The organism is Gordonia asplenii (assembly GCF_012933505.1).
GTDB lineage: Bacteria > Actinomycetota > Actinomycetes > Mycobacteriales > Mycobacteriaceae > Gordonia > Gordonia asplenii.
Genome location: NZ_JABBNB010000015.1, coordinates 14803 through 34155 on the forward strand (window position 1 = coordinate 14803; position 19353 = coordinate 34155).

Consider the following 19353-nt stretch of genomic DNA (forward strand, 5'->3'; position numbering starts at 1 on the left):
GTCATCCTCCGACGTTCTGCAGGATGCTGCACGCACCGCACGCGGCGCATCCTGCTCGTTGATCGTCACCCGCCATGCCGATCAGCCGGAGGTGGTGGGCCACCTCCCGACTGATCTTCTCCACGACGGCGCGCTCCGGGCCGACGGCATGATCGACGTCGACGGCCAGGGTGCCCTGTTGCGGTCGGAACGGCACGATGAAGGGGTACACCCCGGTGTCGGCGAGTTCTTTTGCCGCGGTGATCATTTCGTCGGCGTCTTCACCGAGACCCACCAGCAGGTAGGTGGAGACCTGATTGCGGCCGAAGACTCGGACGGCTTCGGCCCAGGCCGCTCGGTAGTCGCTCAGCGGCACCGACGATTTGCCCGGCATCCAGCGGCGCCGCACGTGGTCGTCGAGCGACTCGACGTGGATGCCGATGGCGTCGGCACCCGCGGTGCGCAGGTCGGTGATCACCGCGAGATCGGCCGGCGGCTCGCACTGCACCTGGATCGGCAAATCCGGCACGGCCGCCTTCACCGCGCGGACACATCGGGCGAGATGCTTTGCGCCCCGGTCTTTACCGGCGGACGTGCCGGTGGTCATCACCATCTGCGTGACGCCGTCGAGGGCGACGGCGGCCCGCGCGACCTCGGCGAGCTGCTCGGGCCGCTTGACCGCGACGGTGGTGTCGGCTCGCAGCGATTCCTCGATCGAGCAGAAGCGGCACCGTTGGTCCTCGCGGTAGCGAATGCAGGTCTGAACAACGGTGGTGGCCAACACATTCCGACCGTGAAGGCGAGCGATCTTCTCGTACGGCACACCGTCGGCGGTTGTCAGGTCGTAGAACTGCGGCCGCGCGATCGGCTGCACGTCGACGCCGAGGTCCGCACCGTCGCGAAGTACTCGATCACCGTCGAAGACGAAGGGGCTCTGCGGGTTTCGGGGAATCGCCGCATTGAGTCCATCGATGACGAGGTGGCCGTCGTCACTGGGACCTGCTCCGCCGGTCCGGCTGACCGGAGGCGTGCCGCGGATACCGAGCAGGGCGAGGTCGACACGGGTGGAGGCGGTCATCGTTCTTCTCCGTTCGGGGGTCTTCGCTACTCGCCCGAGGCGAGCCGTAGGCGGGTGTCACCGAGCGCGGCGACGACGGTGTCGGCGATGTGCCGGGCGTCGTGGTCGATCCCGAGGAATCGGCCCGAACCCCAGGTGTGCATCCACGGGAGTCCGATGAAGCTGAGTCCGGGAACCTCTGTGACACCACGGGTTTGGATGGGGCGGCCCCCGCCGTCGAACGCGCTGACCTCGAGCCATCGATAGTCGGGGCGATAGCCGATGGCCCAGATGATGGTGGTGATCCCGGCGTCGAGCAGATCGAGCGTCGTCGGGTCGGCGGGCGGTTGCCACACGGGCTCGTAGCGCGACGCCGGAGGCGCGGCGACGTCGTTGGCGTCGATGTAGCGGTCGATGTCGGCGCATATCGAGTTGTACACGGCATCGGCGGCGTCGAGTGATTCGGTGAGCGTGGGGGCGAAGGTGAGGACGGCGTCCTTGCCCGACGTCAGATGTCCGTAGAGTTTCATTCCCTGCGCGGCGAAGGTACGCAGATCGACGTCACGTCCCCCGTCGCGGCCGGTGACGTAGTGATTCGTCTTCTCTTGGGCTGCCCGGCCGCCCGGATACTGTTGTGCCGGTGTGTCATACACGCCCATGTCGGCCAGCCAGGTCATGCAGTCGCGGCCGCGGTAGAAGCGTGCGACCCGCGGTGCGTTGCCGATCGCGAGGTGCACCTCGCGCCCGGCCAGGTGCAGATCCTCGGCGATCTGGGTACCGGATTGGCCGGAGCCGACGACGAGTACGGCACCGTCGTCGAGCTGCTCGGGGTTGAAGTACTCCTCCGAATGAATCTGTGCGACAGCGCTATCCAGCGCCGGAGCGTATGGCGGCAGTACCGGCAGCGGGTATCCGCCGGTGGCGATGATCGCCTGGTCGCAGGTGATCTCCTCACTGCCGCCCGCGGATTCGAGCGTGAGGAGGAATCCCGTCGCGGTGCGCTTGAGGCGAGTGACGGTGGTGCGGGTGCGAATCGGGACGTCGAATGTCGCCAGCCAGCCGTCGAGCCATTCGACGACTTCGTCGCGGGTCATGAAGCCGTCCGGATCGTCGCCGGTGTAGCTGTAGCCGGGCAGGCGGCAATGCCAGTTGGGTGTGACGAGGGTGAAGTTGTCCCAACGTTTGTCGGCCCAGGCGTGGGTCGGGGTGTGCGATTCGACGACGAGGTGATCGATGCCGGCGCGGCCGAGATACCAGCTGACCGAGAGACCGGCCTGACCGGCGCCGACGATGACGACCGGGACGTGTGCGGTGGAGGTGGATCGGGGGATGGTGTCGGTGGTGCTCATGGTGGCTCCAGGAGGAATTGCATCGGAGGAACTTCTAGGGAATTGCCCGGGGGACAGGGTGATTGAGGTCAGCGCGCGGAGGACAGCGGCGGCCGCAGGTCGAGAACCTCGACCGTCGACGTCGGACCGTAGGTACGCGCGGCGTCGACGATGTCGTCGGCGGCCGCCGCTGCCGAGGTGCAGGCGAAGCCGAACTTCTCACGTACTCGCTCGGTTGCCTGCGCCAGGGCTTTCGTCGAGCGCGCGGTGAAGTCTTCGACGGTGTAGCTCGCGCCCGCCGTCAGGAAGTCGTGCATCACCAGACTCGGCGAATAGTACTGCCGCACTTGGCCGTCGGGCCAGCGCACGCTGAACGTCATCTCAGGCATGAGCGAGGTCCCGCCACGGTGCCGTTCCGGTGGCGTCGAGCTCGGTCAGTTCGGCATAGACGTCGGGCCGCCGGTCGCGCAAGTGGAACATGCCCGCCCGCATCGCGGTGAAGGTGCCCGCGATGTCGACGTCGGCGACGGCGAGGCCGCTGCCCAACAGGGTGGTGTCCAAGACGTTGCCGCCCGGATCGACGATTTTCGCGTTGCCGACGTAGCGTAGCGAGCCGAAGGTTCCGGATTGATTCGACGCGATCCAGAACACCTGATTGTCCAGTGCGCGAGCGGTGTCGAAGAGGTTGAATCGGTACGTCCAGCGGTCGTCCTGGAGGTTCTCGGCGGTCGCCGTGCGGGCCGCCGGCCACGCCGACATGCTGGCGATGATCTCCGCTCCCCGCAGCGCCATCACGCGTGCCGCCTCGGGGAATGCTTTGTCGTAGCAGATCTGCAGCCCGACGCGGCCTACCGGAGTGTCGAAGACACCGTAGTCGGAGCCGGAGGCGTACGACATGTTCTCCCCGAGGGGCTGATGCACCTTGCGGTAGCTGCCGTAGATCTGCTCGCCGTCGATGACGGCCGCCGCGTTGTAGCGGGTCTCGCCGTCGTCGGCGAGTTCGCAGAAGCCGATCGCGATCACCAGGTCGCCGATGATCGACTGAACTCGTGCGATCTCTGGGCCGTCGAGCGTAATCGCCGGTGGCAGTGAGCGTTTGGTGTTCTTGACGGTGTCACCATGATTTCCCAGCGACGACAGGTAGCCGCCGATCGCGGCTTCGGGGAAGACCAGGAAGTCGACGCCGGCGGCCCGCGCCCGCGCGACGTAGTCGGTGATCACCGCGTAGTTCTGTTCGAGGTCGCGGGTAAAGTTGGCCGCGACCGATCCGAGCGTAGTCATGCGTTCCTCGATGTGATCTGTTGTCCCACAGTTCGATTCAGACCATGTAGGTGGAGTTGATGATGGCGCCCTTGCGGGCGAAGTGGATCAGCGCGTCCTGAACGTCGAGCGGGTGTGCCGGGATGACGCCCTCGATCAGATCTTCTTCCCGGCCGCCGTGCAGGGCCAGCCCGAAGCGGCAGCAGAAGACGGTTCCGCCTTCGGCGATGAACGTCGCCAGCGAGTCGTTGATGTTCTGCTCGCCCGGGAAGCCGGAGTCACCTGTGGTCGGAAAGCCCCGCGTCGCAAGGCAATTGATGGCGCCGGGTCCATAGAAGTAGATCGCTGACTCGAATCCTTTGCGCAAGGCGCGAGTGGCCTGCAGGACTGCGACGAACGACACCGAGGACTCGTGGGCGATCCCGTGGACGAGGGTGAAGTAGCTTTCGCCGTCCTCGGCCTGGTAGTCGGGGAAGATCTTGGTTCCGCCGTAGATGTTGGAACCCTTCGGCAGCGACGGGTGGGGGATCTCGGCGACCGATTTGGCGATGTTGGCTGTGATGGTTTCGTCGAATACAGCGGACATGGGTATCCTCGTGTTCAGCAGTGCCCGTGGCGGCGGGCGATGTGTGGGGGAGTGGGCGGCGTTGCCCGGATGTGAAAGGTGACAGGGAGACCGAGTAGGTATCCGGCTCTTGTTCGATCACCTGGTACCCAGTTCACCGCCGACTGATTTCCGAGTGGTTACCGACGGAATAACTGATCGACGAATTCGTGTAACAAAGGGCCCGACGCCGCTTTCGCGGTTTCCATCCCCATCACGTTGTGCACAGTCCGGCCACGTCAATGCACATATCCACAGATTTCGCCAGATTTGTCAGTTGCACCCGAAAAATGCAGAACATCCCATTACTGTCGTCGCATGACTCGGGGGGACAACGATCATCGCAGTGACGAGCAGCTGCTCGACGCGCACATCGCCGGGGAGCCCGATGCCTTCGCAACGCTCATCGAGCGCCACCAGACGAGGCTGATGGCCATCGCCTATCGCACCACCAACTGTCCCGAAGACGCCCACGACGCGTATCAAGAAGCACTGCTGAACGCGCATTGCATGGCAACTCACTATCGGGCCGAGGCCAAGGTGATTTCCTGGCTGCACCGCATCGTGGTCAACGCGTGCCTTGACCGGATCCGGCGCAACAAAAATCAACACACTATTCCGATACCGTCCTTCGATATCTTGCCGCTCGCCGATCCGCGCGACCGCACCACCGACGTCGACCTGGCCATCTCCGTCGGCCAGGCCCTCGATTCGCTTCCCGCCGATCAGCGCGCGGCGGTCATCGCCGTCGACGTCGAGGGACTCTCCGTCCTCGATGCCGCCACTCGCCTCGGCGTGCCGACCGGAACCATCAAGAGTCGTTGCGCACGAGGGAGACTCAAACTCGCGACACTGCTCGGGCATCTGCAAGAGTCGGTGTGACGCTAGAATCCGTTACACCACAACGACTTACCGAGTATCGGCCCGTTTGCGGTGGTTGAGCCGCGCTGATGTCGCCGTCCTGGTCTGCACCGACTCACCGAAATCCGTTGTGTCACCGTGGTTTCGACACGGGCTTGCGCTAACGCTGCGGACCGGCTCAACCGGCGGACGGGGTCGGCTGTCGCTGGACCCAGGCTCAACCAGCCGTGACCGCTGAGACTCGCTCGGAGAGCGGAAATTGGTCGATGAAATGTGGAACCAAACGGGCTCCGGCTGCGTCGTAGAGTGAGAGCATCGAATGCTCGCACACCGCGTCGACGAAAGCATGGGATATGACTCCATTCGAGCCCGGCACCCCGTCCGCCGGGGCAACGGGTCTACCTGAACCGCCGTACTCGCCGGAACTGCTCGCCGACCTGCATGCCGATGCGCTGGAGCCCGACGTCGCAGCACACGTGCGCGCACGCATCGTCGACGACCCGGCGGCCCAGGAGACCCTTGCATCACTCGATCGCACCCGCGCGATCCTGCGACGTCTGCCCGTCGTCGAGCGCGAGCTTCCGCCCGCGGTACGTGCCGCCACCGACCGCACGCTGGCCACCATCGCCGCAGACCAGCGTCGTCGATCAGCTCGTCAACGTCGGGTCCGAGCCGTCGCCGTCGCGGCGTCGCTGCTCATCGTCGCCGCGATTGCGCCCACCGCATGGCGAGTCACTCGCTCCGACGATCCCGCAACACCCGTCGCCCGTCCGTCGAGCGTCAGTCCGAGCGAAGCCGCAACGGCGTTGTCGTTCGTCGGGCGCAGTACGACGGCTCCGCTGACCATGACCGCCCTGCGTCGATGCACGGCGGCCAACGGAGTGCCCGCTTCGACGCCGGTCGTCGGCTCCGGGGAAGCCCGCATCCGCGAGCAACCATCGATCGTCATCCTGCTCGCGACGCGTCACGCGGGCCGGTTCGACGTCCTCATCGTCGCACTGGACTGCGATACCGGAAATCCGGCCACGATCGCGCGATCGACCATCGGAGCGTGAGGCGACTCACGCACCCGGGAACAACTGTCTCTACCCTTGTGTTGAACAAGCGGAACGAGCTCGGCGCCTGAATCAAGACTTCTGCCGAGCCCAGGTGAAACCCGGAGGACGAATTGACCGACAACGACCAGATCCACGACATCATCATCATCGGATCCGGACCCGCCGGTTACACCGCGGCCGTCTACGCCGCCCGCGCCGAACTGTCGCCGATCGTGTTCGAAGGCACCCAGTTCGGCGGCGCGCTGATGACGACCACCGAGGTGGAGAACTTTCCCGGCTTCCAGTCCGGCATCCAAGGGCCCGCACTGATGGACGAGATGCGCGAGCAGGCGTTGCGCTTCGGCGCCGACCTGCGCATGGAGGACGTCGACGCGGTACGCCTGGCAGGCGACGTCAAAGAGGTCGAGGTCGACGGTGAGATCTACCGTGCTCGTGCCGTGATCCTCGCGATGGGCGCCGCCGCCCGCTACCTGGACGTTCCCGGCGAACAGGAATTGCTCGGCCGTGGCGTGTCTGCCTGTGCCACCTGTGACGGGTTCTTCTTCAAAGATCAGGACATCGCCGTCATCGGTGGCGGCGACTCGGCTATGGAAGAAGCGACCTTCCTCACCAAGTTCGCCCGCAAGGTTTACCTGGTGCATCGCCGCGACGAGTTCCGTTCCTCGCGCATCATGCTCGACCGCGCCCGCGACAACGAGAAGATCGAATTCATCACCAACGCCGCAGTCGAATCGGTGCACGGTGAGACCGGCGTGACCAGCCTGACGCTCCGCAAGACCGACAACGGCACCGCCGGAGACGAGACCGCAACCCTCGACGTCACCGGCATGTTCGTCGCCATCGGCCACGATCCGCGTAGCGAACTGGTCCGCGGCCAGGTAGAACTCGACGACGACGGCTACGTCAAGGTCTCCGGTCGCACCACCTACACCTCGCTGCCTGGCGTTTTCGCCGCCGGCGATCTCGTCGACCACACCTACCGACAAGCGATCACGGCCGCGGGCAGTGGTTGTTCGGCCGCCATCGATGCCGAACGCTGGCTCGCCGACCAGAAGCACGCCGCACCGGTCGCCGCAGCCACCGTCTGATCATTCACCCCCTCATTAAGGAGACAGCCATGGGAAACAACACCATCGCAACCACCGACGCCACCTTCTCCGCCGACGTCATCGAATCCGGCAAGCCCGTCCTCGTCGACTTCTGGGCTACCTGGTGCGGCCCGTGCAAGATGGTCGCCCCCGTCCTCGACGAAATCGCCCGCGACTACGGCGACAAACTCACCGTCGCCAAGCTCGACGTCGACCAGAACCCGGTGACCGCCCGCGACTTCCAGGTGATGTCGATCCCGACGATGATTCTCTTCGAAAACGGCAAGGCGACCAAGACCATCGTCGGCGCAAAAGGCAAGGCAGCGCTGCTGCGCGAGCTGAGCGGCGTCGTCGAAGCCAAGTAGTGCGACACGCCTGAGTTCAGGCGTTCTGTGGGGGTCGGACGCCCCCGACGAGATCATGCGATAACTCACGATCATTTGTCTGGCGGCGTCTACCCCTGCAACAATCTTTCTGCACGGTAAGCTCGTCTTGCCGTCGTCCGTACCAAGCCAGAGTCACCGAGGAGTACATGGATGCCGTCGTTCAGGTTGGGTGACCACGGCTCAGCAGTCGCTGAAGTCCGATCCATCCTGATCAGCCATGGGCTGTTGGCCGGGTCCGCGGCCACCGACGTCACTTTCTCCAGCAACGGCTGGACCAGCCCCGACGCCGTGTTCGACGCCGCAACCGACCACGCGGTGCGAGCGTTCCAGCAGCAGCGCGGTCTACTCGTCGACGGTGTCGTCGGGCAGGCCACCTACCGGGTGCTGCGCGAATCGTCGTACCACCTCGGAACGCGCGTACTGCTGTACCGCCTGTCTGCTCCGATGGTCGGCGACGACGTCGCCACACTCCAATCCAGGCTGCAGAACCTCGGGTATTACACGTCGGTCATCGACGGCATCTTCGGTGAAACGACGCACAATTCGGTTTGCCTGTACCAGAGTGAGTACGGGCTGTCGTCGGACGGCATCTGTGGTCCGGCAACGCTGCGCTCCCTCGAGCGCCTCGGCACCCGCATCACCGGTGGCTCGCCGCACGCCATCCGCGAGGAAGAGCATGTGCGCGCCTCCGGCCCACGATTGAGTGGCAAACGCATCCTCATCGACCCGGGATCCGGAAACGGTCAGCCGTCCACCGAACTGGCCGACTTCGAAGCCCAAGTGCTGTGGGATCTCGCATCGCGCCTGGAGGGCCGCATGTCGGCTGCAGGCATGGAGACCTTCATCTCGCACGACGGCCGCGGTCGACCCACCGACCAGGAACGCGCCCGCGTCGCCAACGCCGTCGACGCCGACATCGTGCTGGCCCTGCGGTGCGCCTCGAGCGCGAGCTACTCCGCCAACGGCGTCGCGACGTTCTACTTCGGTAATTCACACGGGTCGTCGTCGATGATCGGACGCAACCTGTCGAGCTTCATTCAGCGTGAGGTCGTGGCACGTACCGGCCTGGCCGACTGCCGAACCCACGAGCGCACCTGGGACATCCTCCGACTCACTCGGATGCCCGTGTCGCTGATCGACGTCGGGTACCTCACCAATTCGAACGATGCCGCGATGCTGGCCGACGCGGCGACGCGTGACGTGATCGCCGAAGCGATTCTGGTCGCGGTGAAGCGGCTCTACCTCCTCGGCAACGACGACCGGCCCACTGGCACATTCACTTTCGCCGATCTGCTCGCGGCGGAGAACATCGCCAACTGAGCAGTCCGACGCGCCTTGCCGGGAAGATGTCATCCCACCGGCAGGGCGTCGATCTTTTCCTGACGTGAGGTCAGTTCCAGCGCCGCTTCGACGACCAGCTTCTCCAGCGCGCCTTCGACGGCTGACTTCCAGCCGAGGCCCTCATCGAGCTCTAGACGGAAACGTGGGAATCGTGGGTGAGGCGCCACGAGGTCGAAACCGGAGTCTTTCAAGAAGTCGGCGTCCATCATGCAGTTGGTGCAGAGGTCGGTGACCAGCTCCGCGATTCCGTCGTCGGCGCCGATGATGCCGAATGCTTCGATCGCGCGAACACCGCGCTGCATGAGATCGGACACCACGGCGTCGAGCAGTATCGGTGCGGCTTCAGCGAAACCCGCTTCGGCGGTGATCGACGTGAGCAATACCGCGTCGGGGCTGACCGGGGAAGTGGGGAAGTGGCTCGCGCGCGGCACTCGAGCCGGCGGGGCGTAGAACGCGGTGCCGACGACGGTCTGCAGCGTCGACTCGACGGCGAGCTGCGCACACGTTCCCCATTCGAGGAGAAGGCCCGATACCCACGCTTCCTTGTCGAATTCACTTTCAAAGATCGCGGTCGTCGTCGATGCCGCATCGGCGAACATCGGGGTGGCCAAGCTCTGCTCGACGGTGGCTGGATCCACTTCCCAGTAGACACATCGTCGAGTGTGTGACGGCAGATTCTCGAATCCGGGGAGATCGAGGCGGACAATGGTCAGTCCCATAGTCAGTTCACCGAGTCCTAGCCACGCGGATATGGAAATCGTTGTCCCGCAATATCTTTCGCAAGATATCCAACTTTCTCCGCTTCAATCGTCACGGTGACGTAATTATCCGGTACTCGGGCCTAGGGAAAATCGCGGCTATCCGCGCCCCTGTTCGGAGATCATCTCGACAATCCGCTCGAGGTCGTCCACCGAGCCGAACTCGACCACGATCTTGCCTTTGCGCTTGCCGAGACTGACCGTCACGCGAGTGTCGAGCTTGTCGGACAGCCGCTCGGCCACGTCCTGCAAGCCCGGCATCTGCATCGGCTTACGTCGTCCCGGCGTCGGGGACGTCGGAGCGTCCTCGCGATTGGCTAGCGTGACGGCTTCTTCAGTCGCACGAACCGACAGACCCTCGGCGACGACTCGAGCGGCCAACGCTTCCTGCGCATCGCTACCGGTCTCGAGGGCGAGAAGTGCACGCGCGTGCCCGGCGGACAGCACCCCCGCCGCGACCCGGCGTTGAACCGGGATCGGCAGCTTCAGCAGGCGGATCATGTTGGTGATCAGCGGCCTCGAGCGGCCGAGCTTGGCCGCGAGTTCTTCGTGTGTCACGTTGAACTCCTCGAGCAGCTGCTGGTACGCGGCAGCTTCTTCGAGCGGGTTGAGCTGCGCCCGGTGAATGTTCTCCAGCAGCGCGTCACGCAGCATCGCGCTGTCGCTGGTCTCGCGCACGATCGCCGGAACAGCCTCGAGGCCGGCTTCCTGGCTGGCTCGCCAACGACGTTCACCCATGACGATCTGATAGCTGATGCCGTTCGCTGTCGGCTTCGCCAACGGGCGGACGACGATCGGCTGCATCAATCCGAACTCGCGGATCGAATGCACCAGCTCGGCCATCGCCTCTTCGTCGAATACGGAGCGGGGCTGATGCGGGTTCGGCTGGATCTGATTGGGTGCGATCTCGCGATAGACGGCGATGTCGCCGGACACCGACGAGCTATCTCTGTCGAGGTCGGGCACGGCGGTCGGTCGGGGAGTGGCGACGTGCGTCGAGCCGCCGCCACCTATCAGTACATCCGCCGCGGCGCTCCCGAGCTTCGGGGCGTTGATTCCCGGTGCGGCGGCCGTTTCCTCCGGGGGAGTGGTCGGAATCAGTGCCGCGAGCCCGCGGCCCAGACCGCCTCGACGCTGTGCTTCCCGACTCATTGGACACCCTCCGCGGCGACGGCTTTGAAGGCGAACTCACGCGCGGCGTCGAGGTAGCTCATCGCTCCACGTGAACCCGGGTCGTATTCGATGATGGTCATGCCGTATCCGGGCGCCTCGGAGACCTTCACACTGCGCGGGATGATCGTGCCGAGCACCTTGTTCCCGAAGTGATTGCGCACCTCTTCGGCGACCTGATCGGCGAGTTTGGTGCGGCCGTCATACATCGTCAGCAAAACCGTCGAGACATGCAATTGCGGATTGAGGTGCGCCTGCACCAGCTCGATGTTGCGCAGCAACTGACCGACACCCTCGAGGGCGTAGTACTCACATTGAATCGGGATGAGGACCTCACGCGCCGCAACCATTGCGTTGACCGTCAGCAAACCGAGCGACGGCGGGCAATCGATGAGGACATAGTCGATGCCGAACTCGGCCAGCGTCTCATGTGCAATCGCATTGCGTAGGCGATTCTCGCGCGCCACCAGCGACACCAGCTCGATCTCGGCGCCTGCGAGATCCAGCGTGGCCGGAACACAGTAGAGGTTCTCGTTGCTGGGCGACTTCTGGATCGCCTCCCGCAGACTGACTTCCCCGAGGAGGAGTTCGTAGACCGAGGCGATGTCGGGTCGGCGATGGTCGATCCCGAGCGCTGTGCTCGCGTTGCCCTGCGGGTCGAGGTCGATGACGAGTACACCAAGCCCGTGCAGCGACAGACCCGCTGCCATGTTGACCGCAGTCGTGGTCTTTCCGACGCCGCCCTTCTGATTGGCGACCGTGATGACTCGCAACTCTGGCGGGCGGGGGAGGTTACCGCTTGCGCCCGGCGTCAGAACCTGGCTAGCGCGGGCCGCGGCAGCGGCGATCGGCGTGTCATTGAAGTCCGGCTGCTGCGGTTGCCTCGCGGCGTCGGCCGTTGTTTCACGTGAAACAGTCGGTCTTTTGTGGGCCACGCTGGAGCTCCTCGGGTCTTCACTCAGTGAATGTGAATCGACACTATCGGTGCCCACTGACACTCGTTGGTCGCGATCTCTATTGTGCGCTTTCCGGCGCCTCCAAGCCAACTTCAGCCCCTCTCGGATCCGCGATGTCGACGTGGCTTCGAGTTCTTCGCACCACGCCCCTTGGCCGCGATCGTCTTCTCACCGATGATCACGATCGTGGGCGTCGACAGTACCTCGGTCCCGCATTCGCGCACCGTCAGTCTCTCGAGACCGACCCGACGTGCCGCGGCGGCGTGGGTGGCGATCTCTTCCGCGGCTGACGAGCCTTTGAGTGCAACCAATCGTCCGCCGCTACGGATCAGGGGAGCGGACCACCGCGCCAAACGGTCGAGCGGCGCGACTGCTCGCGATGTCACGACGTCGGCACCACCGGCGCACTCGATGACCGACGGCTCCTCTGCTCGACCACGGACAACGGTGACGTCGAGGCCGAGGTCGTCGACGACCTCTTGTAGGAACGTCGCGCGCCGCAGAAGTGGTTCGACCAAGGTGATTCGGACGTCCGGGCGTGCGATCGCGAGCGGTATCCCGGGTAGACCCGCGCCACTCCCGATATCGACGACGCGCTCCCCGGCGTCGAGGCATTCACCGACCACCCCGCAGTTCATGATGTGACGTTCCCACAGGCGCGGAGTCTCGCGTGGTCCGACCAACCCGCGTACCACTGCGGGCCCCGCCAACCAGTCCCAATACTTTTCGGCCGTGGGTACCGCTGCACCGAAGATCTGCTCCGCGAGCTCGGGCGCATTGCGGGCCACCGTCGGGTCCAGTTCTATCGGCTCGTCAGTGTCGTGAGCCATTGATCGATCCCTTCGTCGAAGACGATGTTTCACGTGAAACGGCGTCAAGTCTGCCGTCACCGTTTCACGTGAAACATCCGGTCGAGGGGCGAATGACACAGATGTGATTTGACCCCGAAACCAAGAAATCCCGGCACAGCACCGGGACGCTACTTCCTGGATATGACTCTAGTGCGTCACCGTCGACGTCGGCGCGAGAGACCGGACTGAGGTCAAAGCTCACCGCGGGGGAGGGGAGGGGTTCATGAGTTGCGCACGCCGTCGTCGGCGTATGTGGGTCTTCATCGGGGCGAGGATGTCGCCGGGTTTCGACTCGCTGCGCTCGCTCAACCAGCGAGAGGATGCCTCGGTCGTCTGTGTGCCGCAATCCTCTCTGTGCCGGCGAACCGCGGCTCCTCCACCGCCGGTTGAGCGAGCGCAGCGAGTCGAAACCACACCGGCCTACAGGCTTCACATGGCCTTCGCAGCCGACCCTCCGCCGCGGATCAACCACGCGAACCGCAGCACTCCTCCGCCGATTAAGCGAGCACAGCGAGTCGAAACCACACCGCCTACGGGCATCACATGGTCTTCCCAGCCGTCCGTCCTTGTGCGTCTCGATGCAAACAGGACCGCCGAAGCGCGCTGAGTCACCGTGATTTCGACTCGCTGCGCTCGCTCAATCGGCGGGTTGTTTACGACTCGATCCTCAGCCAGCGCTCGGTCCGGGAACGCTCCCGCTGACGCCGCGGCCACGTAGCTGGCGCAGACCGTCCGACAAGACCCCATATTGGATCACCCCTACGAACAGTTTGCCCCGCTGCCTCGGACGCTCAACGTCTCCAGCGTCGCAACGACCGGCACACAGTGATCGCCGGCGGTGTGGCTCGTCGTCGTGGTTTCGACACGGGCCTACGCTTGCGCTTCGGCCCGGCTCAACCACCGGCGTGGGCCTCGGCTTGCGCTTCGGCCCGGCTCAACCACCGGGGTGAGCCTCGGCTTGCGCTTCGAATCAAAACACCGTCGATTGAGCGAGCGCAGCGAGTCGAAATCATGGCGACGCGAGGACCTCGATGAGTTCGACTCGGCCTCGCTTCGCTCAGCCGGCAGGACAGCGCAGCGAACGCCAGCTCAACCAACGGAGAACTTCATCGACGATGTTTCACGTGAAACCCCCGCTAACACCAATGCGCGCAGTTGAGCACTGACGGTGTTGCCGCTCACCCCTACGAGACGAAGCGAGCATGGAGCCGACCCCCTTGGCCGGTCGAATAGCAGACGTGCGAGCGCAGCGAGCCCCGCCTGCATATCTCGAGACCCAGCGACACGAACTCCGATCACCACCGGAAAAGCGCAGCAGCAACAGAGCAGAACTCACATGACGGAGAACTACGACCGCAAGTGGTGGGGTGCGTCGAATACCGCGTCTCACCCGATCTCGATACGCCGACGAGCTCGTTCACTTCGACTCGTTCCTCGCTCAGTCCGGCGCCTCACCCGACGCCCACTCGATCAACCAGAGACAGCACCCCCACCACCGCAACAGCGCCTACTCGATCAACCAAAGGCAACACTCCGACCAACCGCAGCAGCGGCCTCAGCTGAACAGCATTGCCAACTAACGCAGAAGTGGCCCCGACCTTCGGCCGGGACCACTTCATGTCATCGCCGCGAAGCGGAGACGCCTAGCTCGTCTTGATCACCACGACGTGCCGCTTGGGCTCGACGCCCTCACTCTCACTGACGACGCCGTCGACGGCCGCCACAGCGTCGTGCACGATCTTGCGCTCGAACGGGGTCATCGGGTCGAGCGCCTCACGACCGCCCTTCTCCGCAACACGATTGGCGACCTCGGTACCGAGCCGCGCCAGCCGGTCGCGTCGATCGGCGCGCCAGCGGGCGATGTCGAGCATCAGCCGACTGCGATCGCCGGTCGCCTGCTGTACCGCGAGGCGAGTCAGCTCCTGCAGGGCGTCGAGCACCTCGCCCTTGCGCCCGACGAGCTTCGACAGATCGTCGCCGCCGTCGATGCTCACCACCGCACGATCGCCGTCGACGTCGAGGTCGATGTCGCCGTCGAAGTCGAGCACGTCGAGCAATTGCTCGAGGTAGTCGCCGGCGATCTCACCTTCTTCTACCAAGCGATCTTCGTCGTCCGGTGCCTCGGCCGGGGCAGCGGTCTCGGTGGGGGAGGGGACACCCTCGGACTCCACACCCTGCTCGGCGACCGTCTCTACCGCTTCCTCTGCGGCTTCGGGCTGTGCGGCGTCGTGAGCCGCAGCTTCCGTAGTCATCTCATTCACCTAACTGTCATCCGTCACCCAGCGCCGAGGAACGCTCAGTCGCGTCGGATCCGGCTTTCTACAACGTCTGCGGGGGGCGACGGCTAATGCCGTCCACCCTTGCGCTGGCCCTTGCGGCGATTCTTGTTTCCGCCGCCCGGTTGCGGCTTTCTCGACTGAGCCGCTGACTCACCGGAGGCGGTGAGCTTGTCAGACGCACCGTCGGAGTCTTTGACGAGGCTCGACGTCGACGGCGGTTCCGCACTCTCAGCAGCCGACTCGCGCTTCGTTCGATCCGGACGAGCACCCGGCTTGGGCGCATTGGCCTTCAGCTTCTCCTGTTTGGCTTCACGGGCAGCACTCTCTTCGCGCTCGATGCGACCGAACACGATGTGTTGCTGGCCGTAGGTCCAGACGTTGTTGGACACCCAGTAGAGCAGGATGGCGACCGGGAAGAACGGACCGGTGACCAGAATGCCGAGCGGGAACACGTACTGCGACAGCATCGTCATGAAGCGTGTCTGCGGGTTCTCCAGGGCCTCGGCGGTCATCCGCTTGGCCGACGCGCGAGCGTTCATGTAGGTCGCGAAAGAGGCGATGATCATGATCGGGATGACGACCATCGCGATGTTGGCGCGGGTGAAGTCGATCGCGTCGGTCGGGTGGGCCATGAAGGCTTTCCACTCATTGACCGGTTCGGTGATGAACGACGACAGCGGCACACCGAAGAAACGAGCGTCGAGGAAGTTCTGCACCTGGTCGACGCTGAAGAAGTAGTTCGGATGCAACCGGGTCTGTTCCGGCGTCATGCCCAGCTGACCCACGCCGGTCGCGGTGCGGTTGAACGATCGCAACACGTGGAACAACCCGATGAAGACCGGGACCTGCAACAGCATCGGCAGACAGCCGAGGAGGGGATTGAAGCCGTGCTCGCGCTGCAGCTTCTGCATCTCCTCGGTCATCTTGACCTTGTCTTTGGCGTACTTCTTGCGAACCGCCTGCATCTGCGGCTGAATCTCTTGCATCTTCTTCGTCGTCTGAATCTGTTTGACGAAGGGCTTGTAGAGAATCGCACGCAGGGTGAACACGAGGAACACCACCGACAGGCCCCACGCGAGGCCATCCCAGCCGGGACTGCTGGGGAGCACGGCGTCGAACAGCCAATGCCACACCCACATGATTCCCGACACCGGGTAGTAGATGAAGTTGAGCACTTCTTAGGAACCCCTCACTGCTTCGCTGACTCGGGCCTGTGGCACCGGGTCATATCCAGGCTTGTGCCACGGCCCGCATTTCGCGAGTCGTACCAACGACAGCCAACTGCCATATAGAAATCCGTGGGTGTCCAACGCCTCGACGGCGTAGGCACTGCATGTCGGCTCGAACCGACACGTTGGGAGCCGCATCGGGGAGATCCACGTGCGGTACAGCTCGATGATGAAGATCAGCGTTCGACGCGGCGACCGATACACCGCAGACCACCAGGAGCGCTCGGTCATGGCCGCACCGCACCCGACGTCAGCGAATCAGACACCGGCGAATCGGCGCCGACGACGCCGGCTTTGGCGAACGCACGAACGAGCTGCTCACCGAGTTCGACGCTGCTGCGTTCGACGACGCTGGGCCGGGCCCGGATCACGACGTACGTCTCGCCGAGGTCGACGGTGTCGGCAAGATACGCAAAAGCCGCCCGCAACCGGCGTGCCACACTGTGGCGCACGACCGAGTTGCCGACGGCTTTGCTGACTATCAATCCGAACCAGGGACCACCGGTGAGCGCGACGTCCTTGCGCACGCCGGTCTCGTCGGGCCAGTCGGAACCGACCTCGAGGAAGTGGATCGTCAGATCGCGACTACCCACTCGTGCGCCGGATTTGATCGTGCGGCCGAACTCGCCGGACCGAAGTTTCCCGGCTCGAGCACTGCTGCGTCCCAATCGGCGCGAAGACTGCTGTGCATTCATCCACGCCTCGCCTCACGCGACCCGATCCGGTGGATGTCTCATCCACCGATTCGCCTGCGCCGACGCTGCGGTCGGTTCAGCCGAAGTCCAGGTCAGCTACCTGCCCGATGAGACTCAGGCGGTCAGCTTGGCGCGGCCCTTGCTACGACGACCGTTGACGATCGCGCGGCCGGCGCGGGTGCGCATACGCAGGCGGAATCCGTGCACGCGGGCACGACGGCGGTTGTTCGGCTGGAAGGTACGCTTGCCCTTGGCCATGGGGTACTCCTCGGTTCAGGCCATCGATGCCGGTCACACACTAAGTGCACCCGTCAGCGACAGCATTTGCAGTCTTGGCGGTCCGGGGGATGGTGCCGAGCGATCTCGGTTCGACCGAACTGCAAAATTCCGCGCAGGCCAGTCCGCAAATCCACACCCTGGTAGACCGCTCGAGACTACTGACCGCGCGGTGACAAATCAAACCGCGCCGATGTACACCACGTCACCGCGACACGCCCGGCGTCATAGCGAATTTCAGATTGTTCTTCCGCGAAGAACGTTTGCTCTGTTAAGTTTCTCAACACGGCCGCAACGACGCCGCCGGCGATCTTCGCCGTCGCCGACCCGACGCGTCGATCCGCTCGCAGGCTGTCGCGAATCCGAGGAACGCTCCACCAGTTGTTCACACCTGTGGATAAATTGTGTGGACAACTTGGCACTGGGGCCCCGTAGGTGGCAACCTCACTGCAGACCAAGTCGTCGATCTGCGCCATTCACAGGGTTATGAAGGACATATCCACAGCCCCGACCGGCACCCGCGGACCGACGCTCCCGAACTACCGCACGTGCAGGAGGGCCAGTCCGAGATGACATCGGAACGTGACTCATTCGGCGAGGTGTGGACGGCTGTCGTCGCCGAACTCAATGCCAATTCCGACGCCATCGACCACCATCCACTCTCGCGTCAACAAAAGGCGTGGCTGTCTCTGGTAGAACCCTTGACTCTCGTCGAAGGCTTCGCGCTGTTGACGGTTCCCAACCCGCTCGTCCAAGAGCAGATCGAGCGGACGCTGCGCGAACCGATCCGGTCCGCATTGTCGCGCCACCTGGGACAACCCGTCGAACTCGGCGTCCGGATCGCCCCGCCGACCAAAGAGCCGGCGCCGGTCGAGGCCCCGCCCGAATACGACGCACCGCCGCCGCACGCGATCAGCGAGGGTCATCCCGGCCGCCGACGATTCTCCGGCCGCGACGAGCCGGAGAGCAGTTCGCGCGGCGACTGGTCGAGTTTCTTCAACAACGACGTACCCGACGCAGGCGCCACCGGTCCGACGGCGCGCAGTCTGCACCCGCGCTACACCTTCGACACCTTCGTCATCGGGGCGTCGAACCGCTTTGCGCACGCCTCGGCGGTCGCGGTCGCCGAGGCGCCCGCCCGCGCCTACAACCCTCTGTTCATCTGGGGGGAGTCGGGACTGGGTAAGACACATCTGCTGCACGCGGCCGGTCACTATGCGCAACGTCTCTTTCCCGGCATGCGGGTGAAGTACGTCTCCACCGAGGAGTTCACCAACGACTTCATCAACTCGCTGCGCGACGACCGCCGCGTAGCCTTCAAGCGTCGTTACCGCGACGACATCGACATCCTGCTCGTCGACGACATTCAGTTCTTGATGGGCCGCGAAGGTATTCAGGAGGAGTTCTTCCATACCTTCAACACCCTCCACAACTCCGGCAAGCAGATCGTCATCTCCTCCGACCGGCCGCCCCGCCAGCTCGCGACTCTCGAAGATCGCCTGCGCACCCGCTTCGAGTGGGGACTGATCACCGACGTTCAGCCGCCCGACCTGGAGACCCGAGTCGCGATCCTGCGTAAGAAGGCGCAGATGGACGAGATCACCGTCCCCGACGACGTGCTCGAATTGATCGCGTCGAAGATCGAGCGCAACATCCGTGAGCTCGAGGGTGCGCTGATCCGCGTCACGGCATTCGCATCGCTCAATCACACCGAGCTCGACAAGGCGCTCGCCGAAGTCGTCCTGCAGTCGCTGCTGCCGGAGACGAATGCCATCGAAGTGAGCGCGGCGCGCATCCTTTCAACCACCGCCGATTACTTCGAACTGTCGGTCGACGAGTTGCGTGGCCCCAGCCGCACCCGGGCGATCGCTCAGGCCCGGCAGATCGCGATGTACCTGTGCCGTGAACTCACTGACCTGTCGTTGCCGCGGATCGGTGAGACCTTCGACCGTGACCACACCACCGTCATCCACGCGGACAAGAAGATCCGTGGCGCGATGGCCGAACGTCGCGATATCTACAACCACGTCCAGGAACTGACCGCCCGCATCCGTCAGGGCGCTCAGGGCTGACCCGCCACACCCTCGAGTGACACCCGAGGGTTCCGGCGAGCGGTCGTCGTGCTCGAGCGCACGTGGCGAATCGCTGTGTACAAGCTCCGGATAACCGAACCGAAT

At 64.4% G+C, this 19353-nt stretch carries 21 protein-coding genes; 6 read left to right on the plus strand and 15 right to left on the minus strand.

The window, feature by feature from the left end; genetic code table 11:
- Window position 1: 1 nt before the first annotated feature.
- The 5 genes from HH308_RS15265 to HH308_RS15285 all read right to left on the minus strand — a co-directional run bounded on the left by HH308_RS15265 (window position 2) and on the right by HH308_RS15285 (window position 4210).
- The gene (locus HH308_RS15265; RefSeq protein WP_170195080.1) at window positions 2-1057 is read right to left on the minus strand and encodes an MSMEG_0568 family radical SAM protein; all 1056 of its coding nucleotides are present in this window, start codon (window positions 1055-1057) and stop codon (window positions 2-4) included.
- Between the two features lie 26 nt (window positions 1058-1083).
- On the minus strand, window positions 1084-2385 hold the full coding sequence (locus HH308_RS15270; RefSeq protein WP_170195081.1) for an MSMEG_0569 family flavin-dependent oxidoreductase: 1302 nt from the start codon (window positions 2383-2385) through the stop codon (window positions 1084-1086).
- A gap of 68 nt (window positions 2386-2453) precedes the next feature.
- Window positions 2454-2753: an MSMEG_0570 family nitrogen starvation response protein gene (locus HH308_RS15275; RefSeq protein WP_170195082.1), complete on the minus strand. Its 300-nt coding sequence runs from the start codon at window positions 2751-2753 to the stop codon at window positions 2454-2456.
- Entirely contained in the window at window positions 2746-3645 is a 900-nt protein-coding gene (locus HH308_RS15280; protein WP_170195083.1) for a carbon-nitrogen hydrolase family protein, read from the minus strand. The genes HH308_RS15275 and HH308_RS15280 overlap by 8 nt, the downstream gene beginning before the upstream one ends.
- A gap of 37 nt (window positions 3646-3682) precedes the next feature.
- Window positions 3683-4210: an MSMEG_0572/Sll0783 family nitrogen starvation response protein gene (locus HH308_RS15285; protein ID WP_170195084.1), complete on the minus strand. Its 528-nt coding sequence runs from the start codon at window positions 4208-4210 to the stop codon at window positions 3683-3685.
- A gap of 336 nt (window positions 4211-4546) precedes the next feature.
- Between HH308_RS15285 and sigM the strand changes: the two genes are divergently transcribed.
- From sigM to HH308_RS15310, 5 genes are all read left to right on the plus strand, one after another.
- Window positions 4547-5110 (plus strand): RNA polymerase sigma factor SigM, encoded by a 564-nt coding sequence (gene sigM / locus HH308_RS15290; protein WP_170195085.1) that lies wholly within the window; start codon window positions 4547-4549, stop codon window positions 5108-5110.
- 332 nt (window positions 5111-5442) lie between these two features.
- Window positions 5443-6144, plus strand: coding sequence for an RsmA family anti-sigma factor (locus tag HH308_RS15295; protein ID WP_170195086.1), 702 nt, complete (start codon window positions 5443-5445; stop codon window positions 6142-6144).
- A 113-nt stretch (window positions 6145-6257) separates the two neighbouring features.
- Window positions 6258-7235 (plus strand): thioredoxin-disulfide reductase, encoded by a 978-nt coding sequence (gene trxB / locus HH308_RS15300; RefSeq protein ID WP_170195087.1) that lies wholly within the window; start codon window positions 6258-6260, stop codon window positions 7233-7235.
- A 29-nt stretch (window positions 7236-7264) separates the two neighbouring features.
- Complete coding sequence (gene trxA, locus HH308_RS15305) at window positions 7265-7600, plus strand: thioredoxin (RefSeq protein ID WP_170195088.1); 336 nt, start codon at window positions 7265-7267, stop codon at window positions 7598-7600.
- A gap of 171 nt (window positions 7601-7771) precedes the next feature.
- Window positions 7772-8941, plus strand: a complete 1170-nt coding sequence (locus HH308_RS15310; RefSeq protein WP_170195089.1) for an N-acetylmuramoyl-L-alanine amidase — start codon at window positions 7772-7774, stop codon at window positions 8939-8941.
- A gap of 29 nt (window positions 8942-8970) precedes the next feature.
- Here the strand turns inward: HH308_RS15310 and HH308_RS15315 are convergent, their stop codons facing one another.
- From HH308_RS15315 to HH308_RS15360, 10 genes are all read right to left on the minus strand, one after another.
- Window positions 8971-9681, minus strand: a complete 711-nt coding sequence (locus tag HH308_RS15315) for a hypothetical protein (protein ID WP_170195090.1) — start codon at window positions 9679-9681, stop codon at window positions 8971-8973.
- 138 nt (window positions 9682-9819) lie between these two features.
- Complete coding sequence (locus tag HH308_RS15320) at window positions 9820-10872, minus strand: ParB/RepB/Spo0J family partition protein (RefSeq protein ID WP_170195091.1); 1053 nt, start codon at window positions 10870-10872, stop codon at window positions 9820-9822.
- Window positions 10869-11825, minus strand: coding sequence for a ParA family protein (locus HH308_RS15325; RefSeq protein WP_170195092.1), 957 nt, complete (start codon window positions 11823-11825; stop codon window positions 10869-10871). Before HH308_RS15325 ends, HH308_RS15320 begins: the two co-directional genes overlap by 4 nt.
- A 113-nt stretch (window positions 11826-11938) precedes the next feature.
- On the minus strand, window positions 11939-12676 hold the full coding sequence (rsmG, locus tag HH308_RS15330; protein ID WP_170195093.1) for a 16S rRNA (guanine(527)-N(7))-methyltransferase RsmG: 738 nt from the start codon (window positions 12674-12676) through the stop codon (window positions 11939-11941).
- A gap of 1664 nt (window positions 12677-14340) precedes the next feature.
- Window positions 14341-14949 carry a Jag family protein gene (locus HH308_RS15335; protein WP_170195094.1) on the minus strand — a complete coding sequence of 203 codons (609 nt, stop codon included), beginning with the start codon at window positions 14947-14949 and terminating at the stop codon, window positions 14341-14343.
- 92 nt (window positions 14950-15041) lie between these two features.
- Window positions 15042-16151 (minus strand): membrane protein insertase YidC, encoded by a 1110-nt coding sequence (yidC, locus tag HH308_RS15340; RefSeq protein WP_170195095.1) that lies wholly within the window; start codon window positions 16149-16151, stop codon window positions 15042-15044.
- A 3-nt stretch (window positions 16152-16154) separates the two neighbouring features.
- Entirely contained in the window at window positions 16155-16436 is a 282-nt protein-coding gene (gene yidD / locus HH308_RS15345; RefSeq protein ID WP_170195096.1) for a membrane protein insertion efficiency factor YidD, read from the minus strand.
- Window positions 16433-16900 (minus strand): ribonuclease P protein component, encoded by a 468-nt coding sequence (gene rnpA, locus HH308_RS15350; protein WP_170195097.1) that lies wholly within the window; start codon window positions 16898-16900, stop codon window positions 16433-16435. Before rnpA ends, yidD begins: the two co-directional genes overlap by 4 nt.
- 114 nt (window positions 16901-17014) lie before the next feature.
- Window positions 17015-17158, minus strand: a complete 144-nt coding sequence (rpmH, locus tag HH308_RS15355) for a 50S ribosomal protein L34 (protein WP_006337454.1) — start codon at window positions 17156-17158, stop codon at window positions 17015-17017.
- Between the two features lie 176 nt (window positions 17159-17334).
- Window positions 17335-17652, minus strand: coding sequence for a hypothetical protein (locus tag HH308_RS15360; protein ID WP_170195098.1), 318 nt, complete (start codon window positions 17650-17652; stop codon window positions 17335-17337).
- A 93-nt stretch (window positions 17653-17745) separates the two neighbouring features.
- On the opposite strand from HH308_RS15360, the gene dnaA reads away from it, so the two are divergent.
- Window positions 17746-19248 (plus strand): chromosomal replication initiator protein DnaA, encoded by a 1503-nt coding sequence (gene dnaA, locus HH308_RS15365; protein ID WP_170195099.1) that lies wholly within the window; start codon window positions 17746-17748, stop codon window positions 19246-19248.
- Window positions 19249-19353 lie beyond the last annotated feature (105 nt).

What these genes read in the sequence shown, in the direction of transcription:
- yidD (WP_170195096.1), bottom strand. Translation starts at nt 16,436, where the DNA reads ATGACCGAGCGCTCCTGGTGGTCTGCGGTGTATCGGTCGCCGCGTCGA.
- sigM (WP_170195085.1), top strand. Translation starts at nt 4,547, where the DNA reads ATGACTCGGGGGGACAACGATCATCGCAGTGACGAGCAGCTGCTCGAC.
- trxA (WP_170195088.1), top strand. Translation starts at nt 7,265, where the DNA reads ATGGGAAACAACACCATCGCAACCACCGACGCCACCTTCTCCGCCGAC.
- HH308_RS15320 (WP_170195091.1), bottom strand. Translation starts at nt 10,872, where the DNA reads ATGAGTCGGGAAGCACAGCGTCGAGGCGGTCTGGGCCGCGGGCTCGCG.
- HH308_RS15265 (WP_170195080.1), bottom strand. Translation starts at nt 1,057, where the DNA reads ATGACCGCCTCCACCCGTGTCGACCTCGCCCTGCTCGGTATCCGCGGC.
- rsmG (WP_170195093.1), bottom strand. Translation starts at nt 12,676, where the DNA reads ATGGCTCACGACACTGACGAGCCGATAGAACTGGACCCGACGGTGGCC.
- HH308_RS15310 (WP_170195089.1), top strand. Translation starts at nt 7,772, where the DNA reads ATGCCGTCGTTCAGGTTGGGTGACCACGGCTCAGCAGTCGCTGAAGTC.
- HH308_RS15335 (WP_170195094.1), bottom strand. Translation starts at nt 14,949, where the DNA reads ATGACTACGGAAGCTGCGGCTCACGACGCCGCACAGCCCGAAGCCGCA.
- HH308_RS15275 (WP_170195082.1), bottom strand. Translation starts at nt 2,753, where the DNA reads ATGCCTGAGATGACGTTCAGCGTGCGCTGGCCCGACGGCCAAGTGCGG.
- HH308_RS15360 (WP_170195098.1), bottom strand. Translation starts at nt 17,652, where the DNA reads ATGGCGCAGATCGACGACTTGGTCTGCAGTGAGGTTGCCACCTACGGG.
- dnaA (WP_170195099.1), top strand. Translation starts at nt 17,746, where the DNA reads ATGACATCGGAACGTGACTCATTCGGCGAGGTGTGGACGGCTGTCGTC.
- HH308_RS15285 (WP_170195084.1), bottom strand. Translation starts at nt 4,210, where the DNA reads ATGTCCGCTGTATTCGACGAAACCATCACAGCCAACATCGCCAAATCG.
- HH308_RS15315 (WP_170195090.1), bottom strand. Translation starts at nt 9,681, where the DNA reads ATGGGACTGACCATTGTCCGCCTCGATCTCCCCGGATTCGAGAATCTG.
- HH308_RS15295 (WP_170195086.1), top strand. Translation starts at nt 5,443, where the DNA reads ATGACTCCATTCGAGCCCGGCACCCCGTCCGCCGGGGCAACGGGTCTA.
- HH308_RS15280 (WP_170195083.1), bottom strand. Translation starts at nt 3,645, where the DNA reads ATGACTACGCTCGGATCGGTCGCGGCCAACTTTACCCGCGACCTCGAA.
- HH308_RS15270 (WP_170195081.1), bottom strand. Translation starts at nt 2,385, where the DNA reads ATGAGCACCACCGACACCATCCCCCGATCCACCTCCACCGCACACGTC.
- rnpA (WP_170195097.1), bottom strand. Translation starts at nt 16,900, where the DNA reads ATGAATGCACAGCAGTCTTCGCGCCGATTGGGACGCAGCAGTGCTCGA.
- rpmH (WP_006337454.1), bottom strand. Translation starts at nt 17,158, where the DNA reads ATGGCCAAGGGCAAGCGTACCTTCCAGCCGAACAACCGCCGTCGTGCC.